Origin of the sequence: Actinokineospora xionganensis, from assembly GCF_014323725.1 — a bacterium.
In the GTDB taxonomy this organism is placed as follows: Bacteria; Actinomycetota; Actinomycetes; order Mycobacteriales; family Pseudonocardiaceae; genus Actinokineospora; species Actinokineospora xionganensis.
This window is the reverse complement of sequence record NZ_JABVED010000001.1, coordinates 38,091-59,531: the sequence shown is the minus strand read 5'-3', so window position 1 is coordinate 59,531 and position 21,441 is coordinate 38,091. Positions and strand designations below refer to the sequence as shown.

Here is a 21,441-nt window from a genome sequence, read left to right as displayed (position 1 = left end):
CCTCGGACCGCCCCTTGGTTATCCGGCCAGGGGTCGTACCGCATCAGAGCAGCGGGATGAACTTGACAAGTTCCATAGCCCGCCGAGCCGGCGAGCCACCCAGACGGAGACCCGCGGCCAGAGTCGCACAACCGAATCGCGCCCTCAGTCCGGCGGCACCACCCCAAGCAGATCTTCGGTCGCAGCGGCGACTTCCAACTCATTGAGCGCCACGACGAGACGCTTCTCCTCATAGGTGAAGTGGGTCTCGATCAACGCCGCCAACGTGTCCAGGTCCCCGCGGATCTCCCGTGTCCGCGCAGGATCCGCCGTTTCGGATAAGGAATCCACCAACGATTGCAGCCTCCGCAGCGCGTCCTCGACCAGCACGTGATCGCGGCGGAGTTCGGCCAGAACCGGCCCCAGGTCGGGGAATTCGGCCTCCAGTGCGGCGAACGCCCCAACGTCTTCGCCCGTGTGGTGACGAGTGAGGGCCGAGCAGAACGTGAGGCAGTGTGCGCGCAGGCTTCGTTGCCGATCGGACGTGCCCTCGATGTAGGCGTCCACATCGGCGCGGAGGTCGGTTAGTTCCTCGCGCAGCCAGATGTGGATCTCGATCAGCTGGTTGCCGAGTGCCATGGCGCGATCTGTCGACACGGCGGCTCAACCCCGTCCGAATCCGTTGTTGCCCAACGGTAGTGGCGCTCCTGAAGCGTCGAAGGCGGCCAGGTTCGTCGGCTCCGCCGTGGAGTAGTCGAACCACCACACCTTCACCGAGCGGTCCTCGCTCCAGTCGGCTTGGTGTGCCTGCATTGTCTTCCCCTCGATGACCGCGGTGATCTTCGTGGCCGGGCCCGTGTAGTAGCCGAACGCGGGGAGCCTGCCGGCGGCGTTGGCGACGCTCGACCCGTGGAACCCGGGGGCCTTGTCGGGGCCATCGGTCTCATTGATCGTGTAGAGGTCGGTGATTCGCCCCTCCGGCGACATCCGACCCGCGACCAGACCGAAGCGCGTTTGCGGGAGGCTGGGCTCGTCGATCGGGTACAGGTAGAACGCGAGCTCACCCCACTCGTGCAGGTCGCCGGTGCGGATCACATCGCCGATGATCGGCTTTCCCGACAGGCTGACCGGCCTTGGCGTCGAGGTGATGGTCAGCGAAGGGGTGCCCGCGGGTTGTACAGGCGCCGTGCGCAGCCGGCCCGCGCCACCGACGATGATCACCATGACAGCCGCCACGCCGGCGACCGCCGCCATGCCGTTGCGCAGTTGGCGGCGCCTGCGGATGCGGGTGCCCGCCGCCATGATCTGCTCGACGTCGACCGGGGCGAACTCGACCGGTTCCCGCAGCGCCGCGCGCAGGCGGTCGATGTCGGTCATCGCGATCCTCCGTTCGGTGCGGCCACGGTGGTGCGCAGTTTGCTCAACGCGCGGGCGTTCGTGCTCTTCACTGTGCCGAGTGAGACGTTGAGTTCGGTGGCCACCGCGGCCTCGGGCAGGTCGAAGTAGTGCCGCAGCACGACCACCGCCCGCTCCCGCGCGGTGAGCCCGTCGAGCATGTCCATCAGCCACTCCCGTTCGACCACCACCGCCTCACCGCCCGCCACCGCCTGCTCCGGCACCTCCTCTGTCGAGTGCTCGCGCACCGGCCTGCGCCACCGGTCGATCACGTGGTTGACCATGATCCGCCGGGCATACCCGTAGGCATCGTCGTCGCGGATGCGCGACCAGGCCGCATAGCTGCGGGCCAACGCCGTCTGCACTACGTCCTCCGCGTAGTGCCGGTCGCTGGTCAGCAGGTAGGCAGCGTGCAGCAGCCGCCCGGAAGCGGCTTGAACGAACTCGACGAAATCGGCGTCACGACGGCCCATGCGTTTCCCCCATACCCATCGAGACGAGTGGGCGTTCGAAAAAGTTGCGCGCCGACGACAGAACTTTTCCGATCGTCCAACCCGTCTTTCCCGGCGTAGGACAACCACACAGAACAGGGGAACACCACATGTCACGTGTGCACCGCCGCACGCTGGTCGCGATCGCGATCACCGTCGCGGCAGCAGCGGCGACCACCGGGGTCGCCATGGCCACCGCGGCGCCCAGCGCGGCGCAGGCGCCTGCCGCCGCCGTCCAGCCGGTCGCCAAGGCTGACGCACCCCGGGCCGACAGCTCCGAGCCCGAGCACGTCTTCCTCGGACAGCCGGTGGCCACGGGGTCAACCGGCCCCGGCGGGGAGCTTGTCTTCCGCTTCATCAAGATCGACGAGCCGCAGCACCTGCCCGACGTCCACTTCGGCCTGCTGGGCGGCCGCACCGACGCGAAGGGGGTCTTCACCGGCCACTACGCGACCAACGAGACCGTGGGCTCCGACAAGGCCCCCGGCTTCCACGGCGCCAGCGTCGCCTCCGGCAACGGCCGGATTCCCGCGTTCGGCTATTACGCGGGCCCGGCCGCGAAGATCACCGCCACCATCGGCGGCAAGACGGTCCAAGCCAAGCAGGCCGACTGGAGCGAGGACCCCACCATCAAGGTGTGGTGGTTCGACTACTCCACCAAGGAGCCGTCGAGCCTCGCCGCGTTCGACGCCGCGGGCGCCCCGCTGCCACTGGGCAACAACTCGTTCGGCCGCGGCTGACCGAGTCGGCGCCGGGGTCCCACAGCGGGGCCCCGGCGCTACAGCGCACCGCATGCGCCTCGAGGACACGTGGCTGACACATTCCAACCCTAGACCGCAACGCCAGACGCGCCTCGAGGTGCCATGTGGCAACACGAACCACCAGCGCTAGCTAGCGCAGCGCCAGGTGGGCCTCGATGTACGGCGTGGCGAACGACTCCTCGACGGGGATCGAGGTGTTGAACGCGGGATGCACGTTGACCTCGAACACGACGCCACCGTTCACCAGCGCAAGGTCCACACCGCCCAGGTTGAGCCCCAGCGACTTGGTGGCCGAGACCGCCAACTGATGAAGTTCCGGAGGTAGTTCATCAAGTGACAACCTGGTCGACACCGCACCCCGGGTCTCGTTGCACGGCGCGTCGGGTTGGGCCTGCACGTGCTCACAGGCGTAGACCACGCGCCCGTCGAGCACGACGACGCGGAACTGCTGGCGGACGCCGTCGGGGGTGAAGTTGTTCGCGTCGCGAGCCATCAGCCAGCCGAGGCCGGATTCGCCGTAGTAGCGGGTGGCGGCGTTCAGCTGCTCGTCGGTGGTGACATGGAAGACGTCGTTGCCGCCCATGCCGACGACCGGGCGGGCCCAGACGTCGCGGCCCAACCGCTCGAAGACCGCGGCCGGGTTCGCGTCCGCGGTCACGCTGATGGTCTCCATCTGCGCGATGCCGTCGCGGGTGAACCGCTCGACAGTGAGGTCCTTCTCGGTGGCCACCCGCCAGGCCTCGACGTCGGTGCCCAAGGAAGCGGCCCCGAACGCGTGCAGCTGCCGCTGGGCAGCCTCGAACCCTCGGCGTTTCTCCGGTGGTATCTCGTAGATGACCAGGGCCGAAGGTCTGACCACCAGGTTCTCGGCGGGAACCTCAATCTGGAGTCCGCCGTCGACGGCGGTCACCTTGCCGCTCCCACCTGGGAAGAAGTGTCGTGCGTCGATCGAAACCGGAGGTTTTCCGGTGAGCCTCTCGGCGGCGCGGGACAGAACCTTGCGGCTGCCCTCTCTCGAGCTGTGATCCGTCATCAGCACCAAAACGCTCGAGTCCATACCGACATGGAACAGCACTGGTGTCGACGGACCTGCGGCGGCCTGGTAAAGCGCCCATTCCGCCGCCGATTCCGCAGTGTCTACAGTGGACTTTCCGGGCCATCGAAAGTGCCATGCCGTCCGGCGCCCTCAGCGAAACGGGTCGCGCCCGCAAGGGTGTCGGCGGCCAGGGACACCAAGCCGTGGCTGAACTCGTTGGTGAGGGCCACCCGTTCGTCAAGTCCCTCCTGTTCCAACACCGACAGTCGGTCCTGCCGCATGCAGGTCTGTGGGAACGCGGCGATCCGCGCCGCCAACTCCTGCGCCTCGGCCAGCACACGGTCGTCCGGCACGACCCGGTTCACCAAGCCGATCCGCAGGGCTTCCGCCGCGTCCACCGGGCGACCGGTCAGGATCAGGTCCATCGCGACGCTGGTGCCGATCAGCCGCGGCAACCGCACCGTCCCGCCGTCGATCAGCGGCACTCCCCAGCGACGGCAGAACACCCCGAGCACGGCCGATTCCCCAGCCACCCGCAGGTCAGCCCACACCGCCAGCTCCAACCCGCCCGCCACCGCGTGCCCGTTGATCGCCGCGATGACCGGTTTGGACAGTCGCATCCGAGAGATCCCCATCGGGCCGTCGCCGTCGGGCGCGGCCCGGTTTCCCTGTCCGGTACTGATCGCCTTGAGGTCGGCGCCGGCGCAGAACGTCCCGCCTTCGCCGTAGAGGACGGCGACCGATGCCGACGGATCCGCGTCGAAGGCGCGGAAGGCTTCGGCGAGCGCCTCGGCGGTGGGGCGGTCCACGGCGTTGCGCACGTGGGGCCGGTTGATGCTGATCGTGGTCACCGCGACGTCCCGGGTGACCTGTACCGCCCCTGCCGTCTCCGCCACCGTCGCCTCCTCGTCGCGAACCGCAGACTAGCGCAAATTGACATAGCGAAACATATCATTTGTAATACGTACGATTTGGAACGCACACATCTGGAGGTCGGCCGTGGTCAGGACCCTTGCGGGCAAGACGATCGTCATGTCCGGCGGCAGCCGCGGCATCGGACTCGCCATCGCCCTGCGCGCGGCCCAGGACGGCGCCAACGTGGTCCTGCTCGCCAAGACCGCGACACCGCACCCGAAGCTGGAAGGCACCGTCTTCACCGCCGCCGAGGAGATCGAGAAGGCGGGTGGCCAGGCGCTCGCCGTGGTCGGCGACGTCCGCGAGGACGCCGACGTCAGCAGCGCGGTCGAGCAGGCCGTGGACCGCTTCGGCGGTATCGACATCGTGATCAACAACGCCAGCGCGATCGACCTCTCGGGCACCGAGAAGCTCGACCTGAAGCGCTACGACCTCATGCAGGACATCAACACCCGCGGCACGTTCGTCCTGAGCCGGGCCGCCATCCCGCACCTGCGCGCCGCGGCGAACCCGCACATCCTGACGCTGTCGCCGCCGCTGAACCTGGCCCCGCACTGGGTCGGCGCGCACCTTGGCTACACGCTCGCCAAGTACGGCATGAGCCTGTGCACGATCGGGCTGGCCGAGGAGTTCAAGGACGACGGCATCGCCGCCAACTCGCTGTGGCCGCGCACCCTGATCGACACCGCGGCCGTACGCAACCTCCTGGGCGGCGCCGACCAGTCCCGCAGCCCTCAGATCGTCGCCGACGCCGCGCACGCCATCCTGGTCCGCGATTCCCGCGAGTGCACCGGCAACCACTTCGTCGACGACGAGGTGCTCGCCGAGGAGGGCATCACCGACTTGTCGCCCTACCGCGCCGCGGGCGCCACCGGCGACCTCGCCCTCGACATCTTCCTCGACGCGTTCTGATCCGAGCCCCCGCGTCCCCGCGCGCGGAGCGGCTACGCGGACGCCTGCTGCGAACCCGACAGCTTCCGTGACCCGGGCTGGTCCCGGATCGCGTCGAAGGCGGCGGGCAGGGTGGTGCCGGAGGACAGCTTCGACAGGATCCGGTGCAGCGCTTTGCGGTCGGCCGACGACAGCTCGGCGAAAGCCTGGTCGTCCAGCTCGCCAAGGCGCTCGTTGGCGCCCGCGAGCGCCGTCCGGCCGCTCTCGGTGATCCTCACCAGGTACCGCCTGCGGTCGCCCGGGTCGCGCACCCTGGCGGCGTGGCCCGCGTTCTCCAGGTCGTCGAGGCTGCTCACCATGGTGGCCGGGTCGATCCGCAGGTACGCGCCGAGGGCGAGTTGGGGCGTGGGGCCGTTGTCGGCGAGGGCCTGCAGGATGCTGTAGTGCCGCACCCGTAGGCCGGGCAGTTCCTCCTCGGCCAGCCGGAACATGACCTGTCCCAGCTTCACCAGCAGGCAACTCGTGTGGTCGCCCACCGTCCCGGGGACCAGCGGCTGCGGCTCCGTCATCGTTCACCCTGCTCATCGTTCGGCCTGCGTACGGTCTGATCGTACGTGGCGCCGAACCCTTTACCGACGAAACCTCTGGTCGTCGTCGAGTGTCGTCGAGCAGGTGATGGGCTGCCCGGCCGCGGGCGCCCTGTTCTCGGTGAGGGTCTTCGTCTTCGGGCTGCCCAGGTCCTTGTCCAGGACGATCTTGCACCCGACGACCGCGCCTTCCGCCGGGGTGACGGTGAGCCTGGCCTGACGGCCCGCCGGGATGATCACGTCGCGGCTCCACGGCTGCGCCGTCGGGGTCTCGTCGGTGCGGGTGGTCGGGTCGGCGGTCCGGTGCTGCCCGTCGGGCACCGCCGTGTACTCGACCTTGCGGATGCCGCCCGCCCCCTCGACCGTCACCTCGTAGGTGATCGCGTAGGAGTCGATCTTGCGGGTCCGGAACGCGTCGTAGGCGAGGACGACACCGACGCCCAGCACCGCCACCCCGAGGAGGACGAGCACGGTCGTGATCACGGATTTGCGAGTCATGGTTCCCTAATCAACCGGGCATCGCCGCAGGTCACCAGCCGAGAACCGGATCGACACCCGAAGGGGTTCGAAACCGGTGGAGATTTTTTCCCGAACCACGTGTGAGATCGGGCAAGCCCGGGTACATACCCGCTGGACCTCGTCCCAACCGAACTTATTCGGCCCGCCGCCGGGCACCCCGGGCCCCGACTGACCGTCATGGTCGTCGGGGCCCGGTGTATGTCCGGGCTTGGCATCTGCCGGGGCCTTAATCGGCGATCGTCGGTGTTCATTTGACGTTCTTCATCATGGCTGTCGGATCGCGGGGGGCTGGGTTGTCCGGTCGCGTGCGCGTCGGGTCACCCATTTTGTCGGTGGGTGGTCGGAGCGTGCTTGTGGTCGCCCCGGGAGGGTGTCAGCAGCGGTGCAGAGTGATCTGGGATGGTGTGTGATCTGCGGTCTGCGCGGCGAGCGAGGGTGCGCGCACGAGTGCGTTGCCCCGGTGGGGTTCAGCGGTGAGTAAGCAGGGGTTTCGGGTGGAGTTGGCCCCGACCGAGGAGCAGCGGGTCCGGTTGGGGCAGCACGCCGGGTTGTCGCGGTTGGGGGAGAATTTCGCGTTGGAACGGGTCAAGGCGGCCCTTGATCAGCGTGCGGCGGAGCAGACCTACGGGATACCCGAGGACGAGTTGACCTTGGTGCCGTGGTCGGCTCCGGAGTTGGAGTCGGCGTGGCGTGTCGCGCACCCCGACCGGTTCCCGTGGTTTGTCGAGGCCGGGTTGTCCTCCCGGGTGCCGAAGGAGGCGTGTCGAGTGATGGCGGCCGGGTTCCGCACTTTCTTCGACTCCCGCAGGGGCAGACGCAAGGGACGCGAGGTCGGGTTCCCGTCGTGGCGTAAACGCGAGCACGGTGGACCTCGGTCTGACCACCTTCGCAACCATCGTCGACAGTGACGGCACGCTCACCGAAATCCACGCGCCGAAGCCGCTCAAAGCCGGGCTGCGGAAGCTGCGGAGGGCGAACAAGGCGCTGGCCCGGTCCCAAATGGGGCCGGCGAACCGAGCCAAACGGCGCGCGGGTAGCCCGGGTGCATCTGCGGGTCGCCAACCGGCGCACTGATTTCCTGCACAAGACCACCACGGGGCTGGCGAGAACCAAGTCGGCCATCGCGATGGAAACCCTCAACATCATCGGGATGGAGGCAACCGCAGGTTGCCCGGGCGATCTCTGATGCCGGGTGGGGCGAGTTCGCCCGCCAACTCGACTACAAGACAGCGTGCTACGGGTCGCGGATGTGGAAAGCCGACCGCTGGTTGCACAGTTCCAAAACCTGCTCCACCCCCGGATGTGGGCAGCGCCATGGTGGGCTCACCTCGCCGACCGGGCCTGGACCTGCGGTGGGTGCGGTGCGGTCCACGACCGCGACCGCAACGCCGCCACCAACCTGCTCGCGGCAATGCTCGCCAATGCCGGTTGAGCTGGTCTTCTCGCCGGGAGGTTCCCCGGAGAGACAAAACGCCTGTGGAGACCACATCAGGCTCCGGCCCGCCGGAGCAACGGTCAACGAAGCAGGAAGAATCACTGAGATTCAACGAACGGTCAGCTGATGGCCGAGTCCACCGAGTCGGCCGTGGTCAGCACCTCGAGCATCTCGGTGATCTCCAGGATTCGGCGGGCGGAGCTGTCCACACCCGGGACGACGACGAACGGCACACCAGTCTCACAGCCGCGCTCGTGCGCGGTGAGCAACACGGTCAGACCCGCGGACCCGAAGAACGTCACATCGCTGAGGTCGGCGACGAGGACGCGGGCATCGCCCAGATCGGCCGCCGCGGCGAGCACACCTTTGAGTTCCGCGGCCGTGGCGAGGTCGACTTCACCCACGACCCGCACGAGGACCGAGTCGCCTGCGCGTTCGGTGGTCGTGTTCATCGGAGCCTTGGTCATCGCGGACGCCTCCAGCGCGCTGGAACCAGCAGTCGTGCCTGTGTTCGGGACACACGATCCTGGCAAAGCGTATAGGTTCCGCCCCCGTCCGCCCCTTCAGCGGGTGATCACCGCACCTGGATGCCGACGATGCAGGCGTCGTCGTCGGTGTCGGCGTCGCAGTGCAGCAGCAGCCGGTCCAAGCGCTGGTCGAGGTCGATCGCGGAGGTGCTGACGATGTCGAGCAGATGGTCGAGCGAGTCGTCGAGGGACGCGGTGCGCCGCTCGATCAGCCCGTCGGTGTACATCACCAGGACGTCGTCCTCGCGCAGCCGCACCTCGCCCAGCTCGTACTCGGCGTCGGCCTTGACACCCAGCAGCAGCCCCTTGAGCATCGGCAGCGTGTTCGCGTGCCCGTCGCGGACCAGCACCGGCGGCAGGTGCCCGGCCCTGGCCCAGCGCAGCACGCGCGTCTCCGGGTCGTAGAGGCCGCACAGCGCGGTGGCCAGCACATGGTCGGCGAGGTTGCCCGCGACGTTGTTGAGCCAGGTCAACAGCTGGTTCGGCGCCGCCCCCGTGGCGGCGAGGCCGCGCAGGGCGTTGCGGAGCACGACCATGCCGGTGGCCGCGTCGATGCCGTGGCCCGCGATGTCGCCGACGGAGATCAGCAGCTGACCCGACGGCAGGACCACCGCGTCATACCAGTCGCCGCCGACCAGGTGGTCCTTCTCCGCGGGCCGGTACCGCACGGCGATGCGCAGGTCGGGCAGCTCGATCGGGTCGTGGGTGGACGGCATGATGGCCCGCTGCAGCTGCAGGGCCAGCCGGTTGCGCTCGGCGGACTCCTGCTCGGTGAGGACGAGCTGGTCACGGGTGGCCGCGAGCGCGACCTCGGTCCAGTGCTGCGCGGAGATGTCCTGGTAGGCGCCGCGCACGGCGACAAGCCCGGAGCTGGGATCGAGCAGCGGCTCGGCGATCACCCGGCTGTGCCGGTAGGCGCCGTCGGGCCTGCGCATCCGGAACACCGTCGACGCCGGGCGGCCGTGGTGCAGCAGCGTGCGCAGGAACCGCGTGATGGCCGCCGAGTCGTCCGGGTGGGCGTGTTCGGCCAGGTCGGCCAGCGGAATCGGCCCCTCGGTCTCGGGCAGCCCGTAGAGCGCGTACAGCTCGCTGGTCCAGGTGATCTCGCCGGTGATCTTGTCCTCGTCGAAGCCGCCGACCTGGCTGAGCCGCTGGGCGTGGCTGAGCAGGATCGTCGACTTCGCCGACTCGTCCTGGGGCCGCCAGGTGATCAGTACTCCCCCGCCGATCCGGCTGACGCTCAGCGCCTCCAGCTCGGTCAGCGGCGGCTGGTCGATCGACACGCTCAGCGCGAGCCGCTCGGCGCGGAATGGCGCGCCGGTGGCGTGGACCTCGGCGACGGTGTCGTACAGGGCCGACTTCCCCGCCGCCACCGGGTAGGCCTCCAGCAGGGTCGCGCCGACGACGGAGGCGCGCTGCCTGCCCTCCGGGTCGACGAACCGGGCGTTGGCGTGGTGGACGCGGAAGTCGATGACTGCACCCCCCTCGTCCAGTTCGGGCACCAGGACCATCGCCGGATCCAGCATCGCGTCGGCGAGCGCGGTCAGGTCTGCGCGCGGCGCCTGGACCGCGGACTCCGGCCGGGTCTCGATGGCGTGCCCGCACAGCTCGGCCAGCGCGTCGATCTGGCGGACCACCTGCGGTGGCTGCGTGGGCATCGCCGTCGGCCAGCAGATCTCCAGGACACCGCGGATGCGGCCGCCGGAGGTGGCCAGGGTCGCCACGCGCCCGCCCTCGCGGAACTGCGCGCCGCCGATGGACGGCAGGACGCCGGAGTCGCCGCCGCGGATCCAGATCGTGCGCCTGCTGGTGAGCGCGCTGCTCGCGGCGGTGGTGACCCCGGGTGGGACGTAGTGCCACCGTTCGATCTCGTCGGGGTTGAAGCCGACCGCGCCCGCCAGGGTGAGCGAGGCGTCGAGGTCGACGGTCCACACGGCGGCGGCGGTCGCGCCCAGAGGTGCGAGGGCGTGTTCGAGGATCGCCTCGGTGACGGCCTGGACGTCGCCCGCGGCCAGCACCCCGCTCTCGGCGGTGCGCAGCCGGGCGCCGACCTCGGGCGGCGGGTCGGCGATCTCGTCGATCAGCAGCTGGGCGAATCCGTCGCGCGCGGTGCGGTTGACGATGTCGGCGGCCAGTTCGGCCTGGGACAGACCGGCCTGCTCGGCCAGGGTGCTGACCTGCCGGGCCGCCTCAGCCGGCCCGATGTGCAGGCGTTCCACCAGCACACCCTTGGCCAGCTCGATCAGCCCGCGGGTGTCCGCGCCGATGCGTGCCCGCTCGACCTGCGCGCGCAGGGCGCGCACAGTCTCGGCCAGTCTCTCCAGCCCAGCAGTGGCGTTGTCGCCGTTCTCGCCCACCCGCCCCTCCACCTCGAGCGGCTGCTGCGGCTCAGTGGGCGTGTGCACGAAATCGGCTCCCCTTTGATGGTCGTCAGCCCCGCAGGCTGTCCTGGATGCGAGTGATCAGGTCATGTGCGTCGACCGGCTTGGTGACATAGTCGTTGGCGCCGGAGGCGATGGTCTTCTCCCGGTCGCCCGGCATGGCTTTCGCGGTGACCGCGATGATCGGCAGGTCGGCGTACTTCGCCATGTCGCGGATCGCCGTGGTGGCGGCGAAGCCGTCCATCTCCGGCATCATGATGTCCATCAGGATCAGGTCGACGTCGTCGTGGTCGGACAGCGTCTCGATGCCCTTACGGCCGTTCTCCGCGTGCAGCACGCGCATGCCGTGGGTCTCAAGGATGCCGGTGAGGGCGAAGACGTTGCGGGCGTCGTCGTCGATGACGAGGACGGTGCGCCCGGCCAGGTCGCCCGGGATCGGCCGTGGTGACGGGCTTTCACCGTCCCGGTCGGTTCGGGCCAGCGGCAGCACGTCGCCCGCCTCGTCGGCGTTGAGGTGCAGCGCGATCCGCTCCCGCAGCTCGTCGAGGCTGGAGAGGAACTCCAGCGGCCTGCTGCCCGCGCGCGCCTGCAGGCCGCGTTCCTGGTCGACGTCGAGCCGCCGGTTGTTGTGCGCCAGCACAGGAATGCCGCGCAGTTCCGGGTAGCTGTCCATGACCTCGAGGAACCGGAGCGCGTCGGCCAGGTCGAGTTCGAGCACGACGCAGTGGCACGGCCCGCCGGCGAGCGCGTCGGCGGCCTCGGCGGCGCTGACCGCGCTGAGCACGGTGATCGGGCCGCGTGGGTCGTTGAGGTCGTGGCTGGCGCCGAGGTCGGCGACAGCGCTCTCGGCGACGAGAGACAGCAGCCCCGGCCGGTGTTCCTCGATGACGAGAAGCCTGCGCTGGTGGGAGGCGGTGTCCTTGGAGTCGTCCTCCTCGACGCCGGTGACGGGCTGGGTCAGCGCGTCGGCCGGGATCTCCTGGAAGTCGGGGTGGGCGACCGGCAGGAACAAGGTGAACGTGCTGCCCATGCCCGGTGCGCTCGTCGCGGTGAGCGCGCCGCCGATCAGGTAGGCGATCTCGCGGCTGATCGACAGGCCGAGCCCGGTGCCGCCGTACTTGCGGCTGGTCGTGCCGTCGGCCTGCTGGAAGGCGCCGAAGATCGATTCGAGCTGCTGTTCGGCGATGCCGATGCCGGTGTCGATCACCCGGAAGGCGATTGCCGGACCGTGGACGCTGACCGACGCGGGCAGCTCGGCGGCCGAGGCGGTCTCGATCTTGAGCTCGACGCCGCCGCGCTCGGTGAACTTCACCGCGTTGGACAGCAGGTTGCGCAGGACCTGGCGCAGCCTCGCGTCGTCGGTCAACACCTCGGACGGCACGCCGGAGCCGGTGGAGATCCGGAAGTCGAGGTTCTTCTGCGTGGTCAGCGGCCGGAACGTGGCCTCGACGTAGTCGATGAGGCCCGAGAGTTCGATCCGCTCGGGGCTGACGTCCATCTTGCCCGCCTCGACCTTGGACAGGTCGAGGATGTCGTTGATCAGCTGCAGCAGGTCCGAGCCCGCCGAGTGGATGATGCCCGCGTACTCGACCTGCTTGGCGGTGAGGTTGCGGGTGGGGTTCTGGGCGAGCAGCTGGGCCAGGATGAGCAGGCTGTTGAGCGGGGTGCGCAGCTCGTGGCTCATGTTGGCCAGGAACTCCGACTTGTACTTCGAGGTCAGCGCCAGCTGGTGGGCGCGGGCCTCGAGTTCCTGGCGGGCCTGCTCGATCTCCAGGTTCTTGGTCTCGATATCGCGGTTCTGACTGGCCAGCAGAGCGGCCTTCTCCTCCAACTCCGCGTTCGACAGCTGCAGCTCCTCCTGCCGGATCTGCAGCTCGCTGGAGCGGGCCTGCAGCTCGGCCGCGAGCCGCTGGGACTCGCCGAGCAGCTCGTCGGTGCGGGCGTTGGCGACGAGGGTGTTGACGTTGACCCCGACGGTCTCCATCAGCTGTTCGAGGAAGTCGCGCTGGATCTGGGTGAAGCTGCGCACCGAGGCCAGCTCGATCACGCCGAGGACCTGCTCCTCGACCACCATCGGCAGCACGATCAGGCTCGTCGGCGGCGCCTGACCCAGGCCGGAGGAGATGGTGACGTAGCCGGGCGGGATGTCCTCCACCGCGATCGTGCGCCTGCTGCGGGCGGCCTGCCCGACCAGGGACTGGCCGAACCGGAACCGCACCGGCTCGCTGCCGTTGCCTGTCGTGCCGGGGTGCCCGTAGGAGCCGATGAGCCGCAGCTCCTGGCCGTCGGCGCCGTCCTCGGCGAGGTAGAACGCGCCGTACTGGGCTGAGACCAGCGGGGCCAGCTCGTCGACGATGAGCTCGGCGACCAGCGCGATGTCGCGGCGGCCCTGCATGAGGCCGGACATCCGGGCCAGGTTGGACTTGAGCCAGTCCTGGTCCTGGTTGGCCCGGGTGGTCTCGCGCAGCGAGCCGACCATCGAGTTGATGTTGTCCTTGAGTTCGGCGACCTCGCCGGAGGCCTCGACGGTGATCGACCGGGTCAGGTCGCCCTCGGCGACCGCGCTGGTGACCTCCGCGATGGCGCGGACCTGTCGGGTCAGGTTCCCGGCCAGCTCGTTGACGTTCTCGGTGAGCCGCTTCCAGGTGCCGGACACGCCTTCGACCTCGGCCTGCCCGCCGAGGCGGCCCTCGCTGCCGACCTCGCGGGCCACGCGGGTGACCTCGGCGGCGAACGCGGAGAGCTGGTCGACCATCGTGTTGATCGTGGTCTTGAGTTCGAGGATCTCGCCGCGCGCGTCGACGTCGATCTTGCGGGTCAGGTCGCCCTGGGCGACCGCGGTGGTGACCTGGGCGATGTTGCGGACCTGGTTGGTCAGGTTGTTCGCCATGAAGTTGACGTTGTCGGTCAGGTCCTTCCACGTGCCCGCCACGTTCGGCACGCGGGCCTGCCCGCCCAGTTGGCCCTCGGTGCCGACCTCACGGGCGACGCGGGTGACCTCGTCGGCGAACGCGGACAGCGTGTCGACCATCGTGTTGATCACCTCGGCGAGCGCGGCAACCTCGCCCTTGGCCTCGACGATGATCTTCTGCGACAGGTCGCCCCTGGCCACCGCGGTGGCGACCGTGGCGATCGAGCGCACCTGCCCGGTCAGGTTGGACGCCATCACGTTGACGTTGTCGGTCAGGTCCTTCCAGGTGCCGGACACACCGCGCACGGTGGCCTGGCCGCCGAGGTTGCCCTCGGTGCCGACCTCACGGGACACGCGGGTGACCTCGTCGGCGAAGGCGGAGAGCTGGTCGACCATCGTGTTGATGGTCTCCTTGAGCTCCAGGATCTCCCCGCGGGCGTCGACCCGGATCTTCTGCGTCAGATCGCCTCGGGCGACGGCGGTGGCGACCTCGGCGATCGAGCGGACCTGGGCGGTCAGGTTGTCGCCCATGACGTTCACCGACTCGGTGAGGTCCTTCCACGTGCCCGCCACGTTGGGCACCCGGGCCTGGCCGCCCAGCCTGCCCTCGGTGCCGACCTCCCGGGCCACGCGCGTGACCTCGTCGGCGAACGCGGAGAGCTGCTCGACCATCGTGTTGATGGTCTCCTTCAGCTCCAGGATCTCCCCGCGCGCGTCGACCTCGATCTTCTGCGACAGGTCGCCCTTCGCCACCGCGGTCGTGACCTGGGCGATGTTGCGGACCTGAGCCGTCAGGTTGCCCGCCATGAAGTTCACCGAGTCGGTCAGGTCACGCCAGGTGCCCGAGACGCCCTTGACGTCGGCCTGACCGCCGAGCAGACCTTCGGTGCCGACCTCTCGGGCCATGCGGGTGACCTCGTCGGCGAACGACGAGAGCTGGTCGACCATCGTGTTGATCGTGTTCTTCAGCTCCAGGATCTCCCCGCGGGCGTCGACGTCGATCTTCTGCGACAGGTCGCCCTTCGCCACCGCGGTCGTGACCTGGGCGATGTTGCGGACCTGAGCCGTCAGGTTGCCCGCCATGAAGTTCACCGAGTCGGTCAGGTCACGCCAGGTGCCCGAGACACCCTTGACGTCGGCCTGACCACCCAGCCTGCCCTCGCTGCCGACCTCGCGGGCGACGCGGGTGACCTCGTCGGNTCGATCTTCTGCGACAGGTCGCCCTTCGCCACCGCGGTCGTGACCTGGGCGATGTTGCGGACCTGAGCCGTCAGGTTTCCCGCCATGAAGTTCACCGAGTCGGTCAGGTCACGCCAGGTGCCCGAGACACCCTTGACGTCGGCCTGACCACCCAGCCTGCCCTCGCTGCCGACCTCGCGGGCGACGCGGGTGACCTCGTCGGCGAACGACGAGAGCTGGTCGACCATCGTGTTGACGGTGTCCTTGAGCTCCAGGATCTCGCCCCGGGCGTCGACGTCGATCTTCTGCGACAGGTCGCCGCCCGCGACGGCGGTCGCCACCTGGGCGATGTCGCGAACCTGGCGGGTCAGGTTGCCCGCCATCGCGTTCACGGAGTCGGTGAGGTCTTTCCAGGTGCCGGAGACGCCGGGCACCTCGGCCTGGCCGCCGAGCTGGCCCTCCGTGCCGACCTCGCGGGCCACGCGGGTGACCTCGGAGGTGAACAGGGAGAGCTGGTCGACCATGCCGTTGAACACCGCGGCGATCTCGCCGAGGAGACCGTCGGCGTGATCGGGCAGGCGGGTGCCGAAGTCGCCGTCGCGGACGGCGGTCAGTCCCGCCAGCAGCTGGCGCAGTTCCGACTCGCCGACCTTGCCGATGCCTCGGCTCGCCCGCGCGCGTGTCGCGGACTCGGCAGTCGTGTCACCCATGTCCCGTCCGTTCGCTCGTCCGCTCGGCGCGTGGGCGCCCGACGCCACCTTCCACGCGGTTGGCGAACGACGCTACACGCTTTGACATCCTCCCCGGCTTCAGCAAGGGATTCCAACCGTAACTACCGCACGAGGTGGAGTTCGCGTTGAGGTTCAGGGTTCGCGAGCCCACTCATCGGCGGGCCTCCCCGTGCGGTCACGCATGCCCTGCCGCGCATCGAATATTGAGGGCCGCGTTCACGTCCGCGTTGCGGGCGAAGCCACAGGACCGGCAGCGGAAGGCGGCTTGGCTCTCGCGCGCCTCCCGATCCACGACCCCACACGCCGAACAACGCTGACCGGTGAACCTCGGGTCGACCTTGATCACCCGCCCCGCAGCTTTCTGCTCCAATCGGGTCACGAGCAATCCCCACCCGTTGGCGAGCATTCCGCGGTTCAGGCCCGCCTTCTGTCGCACGCGCTGTCCCGGTGCGTTGACTGTTCCCTTCGCCGATCGGGTCATGTTGCTGATCTTTGGGTCCTCGACGGCGATCATGTCGAACGCTCGGGCCAGGCGGGTACCGGTCTTCCCGATCCAGCCCTTGCGCCGATCGGTCTCGCGGGCCTTGAGTTTCGCGATGGCGATCTTGACCTCGCCGCGCCGACTGGAGCCGCGCTGGGCCCGGGCGAGCTTGCGCTGCGACTTCCGCAGACGCACCTTTTCGCTGTCACGTGGAGCGGGCACGGAGAGCAGTTCCCCGGTGGACAACGCAGCCGAGACGACGACACCGCGATCCACACCAACCGTCGCACCCGTGCCTGGTCCGGAGATGGGCTCGGGAACTGCCGCGAACGCCACTTGCCAGCGGCCCGCCCGGTCACGGGTGACGCGGTAGGACTTCACACCCTCGGCGACCGCAGGCGACCACCGCAACCGCACCCACCCGATCTTGGGCACCCGCAGCTCGCCGACCTTGCGCGAGACCCGACGCACGTCACCGGGCTTGACACTCACGATTCGAAAGCCCTCGCTCTGGCCGCGTCGCCTCCAGGTCGGGCGCCGATGGGTTCGGCGGACGAAGTTCGACATCGCATGACCGAAATCCTTCAAGGCCTGCTGCTGCACCATCACCGAGCCGGCTGCCAACCATGGGTTCGCCGCCCGTGCTTGCGTCACCTGACGGCAATGCTCAGTGAACCCCGGCGCCGCCTTGCGACCCAACTGCCAATGGGCGTGCTGCTCCACCGCGAGGTTCCACACAAACCGGGCATGCCCGCAATGCTCCAGCAGCAACTGCTCCCGTGCGAGAGTCGGCTGAAGGCGGAAACGGGACATGCCGATCAAGCTAACGAACACCCCCGACAAAGTCGGGAGACACCAGTGAGTCACGGCAGGCGGACGGCACACTTCGGCCTTGGCTGGTCGTCCGCACCCGATTCCTCGCCAGCCCGAACGCAGGAGCATCTTCAGCCCGACTCCTCGGTGACGGTGTGCGCGGCGCCGACCGGCTTGGACTCCGGTGAGCCGCGCTGCCGCAGGTAGACGCTGAGGATGGCCATGGAACCGATGGCCAGGAACTCGGACTGCCAGTTCTGCAGCGAACGATTCCAGAAGTCCGCCGACAGCAGGTACTCCCCTGCGCCGAGCGGGTCCTGGAAGGAGGTGAGCTGCTCGCCGTTGTGGGCGGCGCGGCCCGCGACGAACTGCGCGAGCCAGCACAGCAGGAACAGCCCGGCCATGGTGAGTCCGAGTGACCGGGAGAACAGTTGAGTACGCCATCCGCCCGCCCTCGCCCACGCGGGTGAGTCGGGCCTGATGTGTTTGCCGAGTTGCTGCTTCTCGTCACTTTCCAGACCCACCTCCGACGGCTGCTTCGATTCCGGCGATCCGCGCTGAATGAGCCAGATCGTGGCCATGACGAACAGGAAGAACTGCAGATATTCGGACTGCCAGTTCTCCGCCACGTCGACGGCGAAATCGGAGGACGTGAGGTAGTCGCCGAGCCCGAGGGCGTCGAGGTCGTTGCTCAGCCGCTTGTTGTTCATGTCCGCGTGACCGGCGAACGCCTGCCCGATCAGCGCGCCCAGGAACAGGGCGCCGAACCCCAGTGTCAGGCCGTTGTCGCGAAGGAAGCGCCGCATGCTCCGCTCCTCACCGTGGGGTCACTCCTGTCGGGACTGTGGGGTCGGCGCACGGGCGAGACCGACCGGACGACGGATCGACCGTACAAGGACCGGCCGCGCTCCGCTTGACCACTCGGCGAACCGCTAGGCCGGATGGAGCAGTTGTCTGGAGTGAACAATGAACGTTACGGATGCGTGTGCCTGGTTAAGAGATTCACTCCATATAGTCGACCTACGTTGACACGTACAGCCCACTGGGATAGCTCTCTGTATGAAGCAAATCGCTCGGCTACCTTGATCGGGTGAATACATAATGACTCCCGTCACATTCTTTCTGACTAATCGAAAATTTACCTCTCGGACACTTCCAGGAATCCGGGAATGGCGATGCTGACCAACGGCCCGGTCAAGCTGGAGCCCTCCGGCGGCAGCGCCGAGCCGCGGACGCTGCGGCTCCCCCGGCACGCCGGGGCCGGGCAGTGGTACCCCCAGCGGCACCGGTGGGCCGACCGCGAGACCTGGGCGCGTGAGGTCGCCGAAGTCCTCGCCGCGGGCGAGCGCTCACGCCGGGCGCCGGTCGTGGCGGTGCTCCGCTTCGCCGAGTGCGACCGGATCATTTCCCGGTTCGGCCGCCAGGGACTCGCCCACGTCCACGACCAGGCCGCGGCGATGCTCAGCGCGGACCTGTCCCGGCACGAGCTGATCGGGCTGGACGGCGACGACGGGATCGCCGTGCTGCTCCGCGGGACCGCCGACCGCCAGGTCAGCCGCAGACTCGGCGCCATGGCCGCCCGGATCAGCCGCACCGAGATCCGGCTGGGCCGAGACAGCGTGCAGGTCACGCCCATTTGCGGCTGGACCAGCGCGCACCCGGAGACCCCGGTGCCCGCTTTGTTGAGCCAGGCCCAGGCGGCCGGTGTCGTCGCGGGCAGCCACCTCGACCTGATCCCGCGCCGCTGGCGGGCCGACGAGCCGCGGAAGTCGCCCGCGTGGCTGCCGCGGTCGGTGCGCACGACGCTGCAGGTGCTGCTGACGCTGATACTCGGCATCCTCATGCCGTTCCTGGCCCTGCTCGGGCTCTACCAGCTCGGAATAGACCTGGCGACACCCGCGTATCTGGTCGTCACCGCCGCGCTGGTCATCACCTCGGCGCTGATCTGGGCGGAGGGGCTGCACGCGCTCGACCCGCCGAAGCTGCCGCCCGCGCCGCGGCACTACCCGCCCGCCTCGGCGGTGATCGCGGCGTACCTGCCCAACGAGGCGGAGACGATCGTCGAGACGCTGCGCGCGTTCCTCGCCCAGGACTACCCGGGCAGGCTGCAGATCGTCCTGGCCTACAACACCCCGCACGACCTGCCGGTCGAGGACGAACTGCGGGACCTGGCGGCCCGTGACCGGCGGCTCGTCCTGCTGCGGGTGGACGGGTCCACCTCCAAGGCGCAGAACGTGAACGCGGCGCTGCAGGTCGTCGACGGTGTGTTCACCGGGGTCTTCGACGCCGACCACCAGCCCGACACCGACGCCTACCGCCGGGCCTGGCACTGGCTCGCGGCGGGCGCGGACGTCGTCCAGGGCCACTGCGTGATCCGCAACGGCGGCGCTTCCTGGGTGTCCCGCACGGTGGCGGTCGAGTTCGAATCCATCTACGCGGTAAGCCATTCCGGCCGAGCGCAGCTGCACCAGTTCGGCTTGTTCGGCGGGTCCAACGGCTTCTGGTCGACCGCCGTTCTGCGCGACCTGCGGATGCACGGGCACATGCTCACCGAGGACATCGACTCGTCGTTCCGCGCGCTGCTCGACGGCTATCGGCTGGTATACGACCCGCTGCTGCTCAGCCGCGAACTCGCACCGGTCACGCTGCGGGCGCTGTGGAACCAGCGGATGCGCTGGGCCCAGGGGTGGAGCCAGGTCTCCCGCAGGCATCTCACTGTGGCGCTGCGGTCGGACCGACTCAGTGGGCGCAACAAGTTCGGCACGTCGTTCCTGCTCGGCTGGCGCGAGGTCTACCCGTGGCTGTCACTGCAGATGGTTCCGGTCATCGCGTACCTGGCATGGCGCGCGGGCGGGCCTGCCAATCTCGACTGGGCCATCCCGACGTTCGTGCTGACCTCGCTGTACACGCTGACGGCCGGTCCGGTCATGGTGTTGTTCGCCTACCGGCTGGCCGCCCCCGAGATCCGGCGCAGGCGCCGCTGGTTCGTCGCGTACCTGGTGGTGTCGACGCTGTTCTACACGGAGCTGAAGAACCTGATCAGCCGCGTCGCGCACCTCAAGGAGCTGATGGGCGAACGCCAGTGGATCGTCACGCCCCGCGAGCGGTCTTCATGACGGCGCCCACGCAGCGGAAGTTCGACCTGGAGGGCTACCGGGCGCTCGCCGCGCTGGTGGTGGTCGTCTTCCATGCCTACCAGCACAACCGGTACGGCGCGGACTGGACATGGCCGCTGCAGGGCACGCTGTGGCACGACGCGCTGATGAACGCGGACATGTTGGTGGACATGTTCTTCATCCTGTCCGGGTTCCTGCTCGGCCTGCCCTACGCCAAGGCGGTGCTCGGCGTCGGGAAACCAAGGCCCGCGCGGGCTTTCCTGCTGCGGCGGGCGGTTCGGCTGATCCCGCTGTACATGATCGTCGTGCTGGTCGTGTGGTCGATCAGCAACCCGGTGCTGCCGGGTGACTGGCGGGATCTGCTGCTGCACCTGACTTTCACGCACGTGTGGAGCGACGAGAAGATCTTCTACACCGACGGTCCCGCGTGGACACTCGGCGTCGAGGCCCACTTCTATCTCCTGTTGGCCCTGCTGGGCGCCGTCGGGCAGCGGTACCTGACGCCAGTGGCGTCGCGGCGCAAGCGGATCACCGTCATGGTGGCGGTTCCGGCCTTCCTGATCGTGATCAGCCTGCTGTACAAGGTCTGGGCGGTGTACCTGCGCGGGTTCCCGATCGAGGGCTGGTCGATCTGGTTCAACCCGGTGGCGAAACTCGACATCTTCGCGGTCGGCATGCTGCTGGCCGTGGCGTCCGCCGCCGGGGTGCGGTGGCCCAACGCCGCCGTGCGCACCCTGGTCGGGCTCAGCGGCGGCGCGGTCGTCGCCGCGGGCGTGTGGCTGCGCTACGCGCACCTGCCGGACACGTTCACGCACACGTTCTTCGGCACGGGCATCATGCTGCTCATCGCGGCGACCGCGCTGAGCACGGGACCTGGCCCGTACTGGCTGCGGTGGCCGCCGATGCTCTCGTTGAGCATGGTCAGCTACAGCCTCTACATCTGGCACGAGCCGCTGCTGCGGGTGCTCGACAGCGCCGGTCTGCTGCCGACCCCGGCGGGCGGGCCGACGGCGTTCCTGGTGACCGCCGGTCTGCTGCTCGGGGCCACGATCCCGGTGTCGTACCTGAGCTACTGGATGATCGAGGTCCCGGCCCAGCGGATCATGGGGGCGTTCGACGCCGATGGCCGCTCCCGCCAGTACTACGCACCGCTGCCCGATCCCCGTTCGGCGTGAGTTGTCATTTCCGGATAAGTCTTCGCGCGGCAGTCCACCCGGCCCGCAGTAACCCCGCGGTGATCGATTTCGAAAATGCTTCGTGCGGTCTGAGCAGCGGATTCACTCGGTATGTTGG

At 68.8% G+C, this 21,441-nt stretch carries 19 protein-coding genes and 2 pseudogenes; 8 read left to right on the top strand and 13 right to left on the bottom strand.

Features of this window, described 5'->3' with window-relative positions:
- Positions 1-144: 144 nt before the first annotated feature.
- Genes GPZ80_RS00225 through GPZ80_RS00215 form a run of 3 tightly spaced genes read right to left on the bottom strand, consistent with a single transcriptional unit; the run spans position 145 to position 1,847 of the window.
- Positions 145-618: a hemerythrin domain-containing protein gene (locus GPZ80_RS00225; RefSeq protein ID WP_187217679.1), complete on the bottom strand. Its 474-nt coding sequence runs from the start codon at positions 616-618 to the stop codon at positions 145-147.
- Between the two features lie 24 nt (positions 619-642).
- A complete protein-coding gene (locus GPZ80_RS00220; protein ID WP_187217678.1) occupies positions 643-1,356 on the bottom strand; it encodes a hypothetical protein in 714 nt (237 codons plus the stop codon).
- Positions 1,353-1,847, bottom strand: a complete 495-nt coding sequence (locus GPZ80_RS00215) for a SigE family RNA polymerase sigma factor (RefSeq protein WP_187217677.1) — start codon at positions 1,845-1,847, stop codon at positions 1,353-1,355. Before GPZ80_RS00215 ends, GPZ80_RS00220 begins: the two co-directional genes overlap by 4 nt.
- 128 nt (positions 1,848-1,975) lie before the next feature.
- Between GPZ80_RS00215 and GPZ80_RS00210 the strand changes: the two genes are divergently transcribed.
- On the top strand, positions 1,976-2,605 hold the full coding sequence (locus tag GPZ80_RS00210; RefSeq protein ID WP_187217676.1) for a hypothetical protein: 630 nt from the start codon (positions 1,976-1,978) through the stop codon (positions 2,603-2,605).
- 151 nt (positions 2,606-2,756) lie between these two features.
- On the opposite strand, the gene GPZ80_RS00205 is transcribed toward GPZ80_RS00210, so the two are convergent.
- Both GPZ80_RS00205 and GPZ80_RS00200 read right to left on the bottom strand, forming a co-directional pair.
- Positions 2,757-3,536 (bottom strand): ATP-grasp domain-containing protein, encoded by a 780-nt coding sequence (locus GPZ80_RS00205; RefSeq protein ID WP_187217675.1) that lies wholly within the window; start codon positions 3,534-3,536, stop codon positions 2,757-2,759.
- A gap of 227 nt (positions 3,537-3,763) precedes the next feature.
- Positions 3,764-4,558 (bottom strand): crotonase/enoyl-CoA hydratase family protein, encoded by a 795-nt coding sequence (locus GPZ80_RS00200; RefSeq protein ID WP_187217674.1) that lies wholly within the window; start codon positions 4,556-4,558, stop codon positions 3,764-3,766.
- A gap of 103 nt (positions 4,559-4,661) precedes the next feature.
- Here GPZ80_RS00200 and GPZ80_RS00195 point away from each other — a divergent pair, with 103 nt between their 5' ends.
- Complete coding sequence (locus GPZ80_RS00195) at positions 4,662-5,489, top strand: SDR family oxidoreductase (RefSeq protein ID WP_312880031.1); 828 nt, start codon at positions 4,662-4,664, stop codon at positions 5,487-5,489.
- Between the two features lie 32 nt (positions 5,490-5,521).
- Here the strand turns inward: GPZ80_RS00195 and GPZ80_RS00190 are convergent, their stop codons facing one another.
- Complete coding sequence (locus GPZ80_RS00190) at positions 5,522-6,037, bottom strand: MarR family winged helix-turn-helix transcriptional regulator (RefSeq protein ID WP_187217673.1); 516 nt, start codon at positions 6,035-6,037, stop codon at positions 5,522-5,524.
- A 60-nt stretch (positions 6,038-6,097) separates the two neighbouring features.
- Positions 6,098-6,553: a hypothetical protein gene (locus tag GPZ80_RS00185; RefSeq protein ID WP_187217672.1), complete on the bottom strand. Its 456-nt coding sequence runs from the start codon at positions 6,551-6,553 to the stop codon at positions 6,098-6,100.
- Positions 6,554-7,047: 494 nt separating this feature from the next.
- Here GPZ80_RS00185 and GPZ80_RS31945 point away from each other — a divergent pair, with 494 nt between their 5' ends.
- The 4 genes and pseudogenes from GPZ80_RS31945 to GPZ80_RS33945 all read left to right on the top strand — a co-directional run bounded on the left by GPZ80_RS31945 (position 7,048) and on the right by GPZ80_RS33945 (position 8,006).
- Positions 7,048-7,482, top strand: a complete 435-nt coding sequence (locus tag GPZ80_RS31945) for a helix-turn-helix domain-containing protein (protein WP_222718727.1) — start codon at positions 7,048-7,050, stop codon at positions 7,480-7,482.
- Positions 7,439-7,760: pseudogene (locus GPZ80_RS33560) on the top strand (transposase). The gene GPZ80_RS31945 and the pseudogene GPZ80_RS33560 overlap by 44 nt, the downstream one beginning before the upstream one ends.
- A pseudogene (locus GPZ80_RS34195) lies at positions 7,648-7,875 on the top strand (zinc ribbon domain-containing protein); the annotation flags it as partial. The pseudogenes GPZ80_RS33560 and GPZ80_RS34195, both read left to right, overlap by 113 nt.
- The gene (locus GPZ80_RS33945) at positions 7,875-8,006 is read left to right on the top strand and encodes a zinc ribbon domain-containing protein (RefSeq protein ID WP_222718724.1); all 132 of its coding nucleotides are present in this window, start codon (positions 7,875-7,877) and stop codon (positions 8,004-8,006) included. The pseudogene GPZ80_RS34195 and the gene GPZ80_RS33945, both read left to right, overlap by 1 nt.
- Before the next feature lie 122 nt (positions 8,007-8,128).
- Here GPZ80_RS33945 and GPZ80_RS00175 read toward each other — a convergent pair whose 3' ends face one another.
- The 6 genes from GPZ80_RS00175 to GPZ80_RS00150 all read right to left on the bottom strand — a co-directional run bounded on the left by GPZ80_RS00175 (position 8,129) and on the right by GPZ80_RS00150 (position 17,838).
- Entirely contained in the window at positions 8,129-8,476 is a 348-nt protein-coding gene (locus tag GPZ80_RS00175) for an STAS domain-containing protein (protein ID WP_187217671.1), read from the bottom strand.
- A gap of 107 nt (positions 8,477-8,583) precedes the next feature.
- Entirely contained in the window at positions 8,584-10,941 is a 2,358-nt protein-coding gene (locus tag GPZ80_RS00170; protein ID WP_187217670.1) for a SpoIIE family protein phosphatase, read from the bottom strand.
- 25 nt (positions 10,942-10,966) lie between these two features.
- Positions 10,967-14,911 (bottom strand): HAMP domain-containing protein, encoded by a 3,945-nt coding sequence (locus GPZ80_RS00165; protein WP_246476620.1) that lies wholly within the window; start codon positions 14,909-14,911, stop codon positions 10,967-10,969.
- 17 nt (positions 14,912-14,928) lie between these two features.
- Positions 14,929-15,717 (bottom strand): HAMP domain-containing protein, encoded by a 789-nt coding sequence (locus tag GPZ80_RS34190; protein WP_446678417.1) that lies wholly within the window; start codon positions 15,715-15,717, stop codon positions 14,929-14,931.
- Positions 15,718-15,913: 196 nt separating this feature from the next.
- Entirely contained in the window at positions 15,914-17,032 is a 1,119-nt protein-coding gene (locus GPZ80_RS00155) for an RNA-guided endonuclease InsQ/TnpB family protein (RefSeq protein ID WP_246476647.1), read from the bottom strand.
- A 131-nt stretch (positions 17,033-17,163) separates the two neighbouring features.
- The gene (locus GPZ80_RS00150; protein WP_187217669.1) at positions 17,164-17,838 is read right to left on the bottom strand and encodes a DUF6766 family protein; all 675 of its coding nucleotides are present in this window, start codon (positions 17,836-17,838) and stop codon (positions 17,164-17,166) included.
- Positions 17,839-18,201: 363 nt separating this feature from the next.
- On the opposite strand from GPZ80_RS00150, the gene GPZ80_RS00145 reads away from it, so the two are divergent.
- Both GPZ80_RS00145 and GPZ80_RS00140 read left to right on the top strand, forming a co-directional pair.
- A complete protein-coding gene (locus GPZ80_RS00145) occupies positions 18,202-20,148 on the top strand; it encodes a glycosyltransferase family 2 protein (RefSeq protein WP_187217668.1) in 1,947 nt (648 codons plus the stop codon).
- Positions 20,145-21,323 (top strand): acyltransferase family protein, encoded by a 1,179-nt coding sequence (locus GPZ80_RS00140; RefSeq protein WP_187217667.1) that lies wholly within the window; start codon positions 20,145-20,147, stop codon positions 21,321-21,323. Before GPZ80_RS00145 ends, GPZ80_RS00140 begins: the two co-directional genes overlap by 4 nt.
- Positions 21,324-21,441 lie beyond the last annotated feature (118 nt).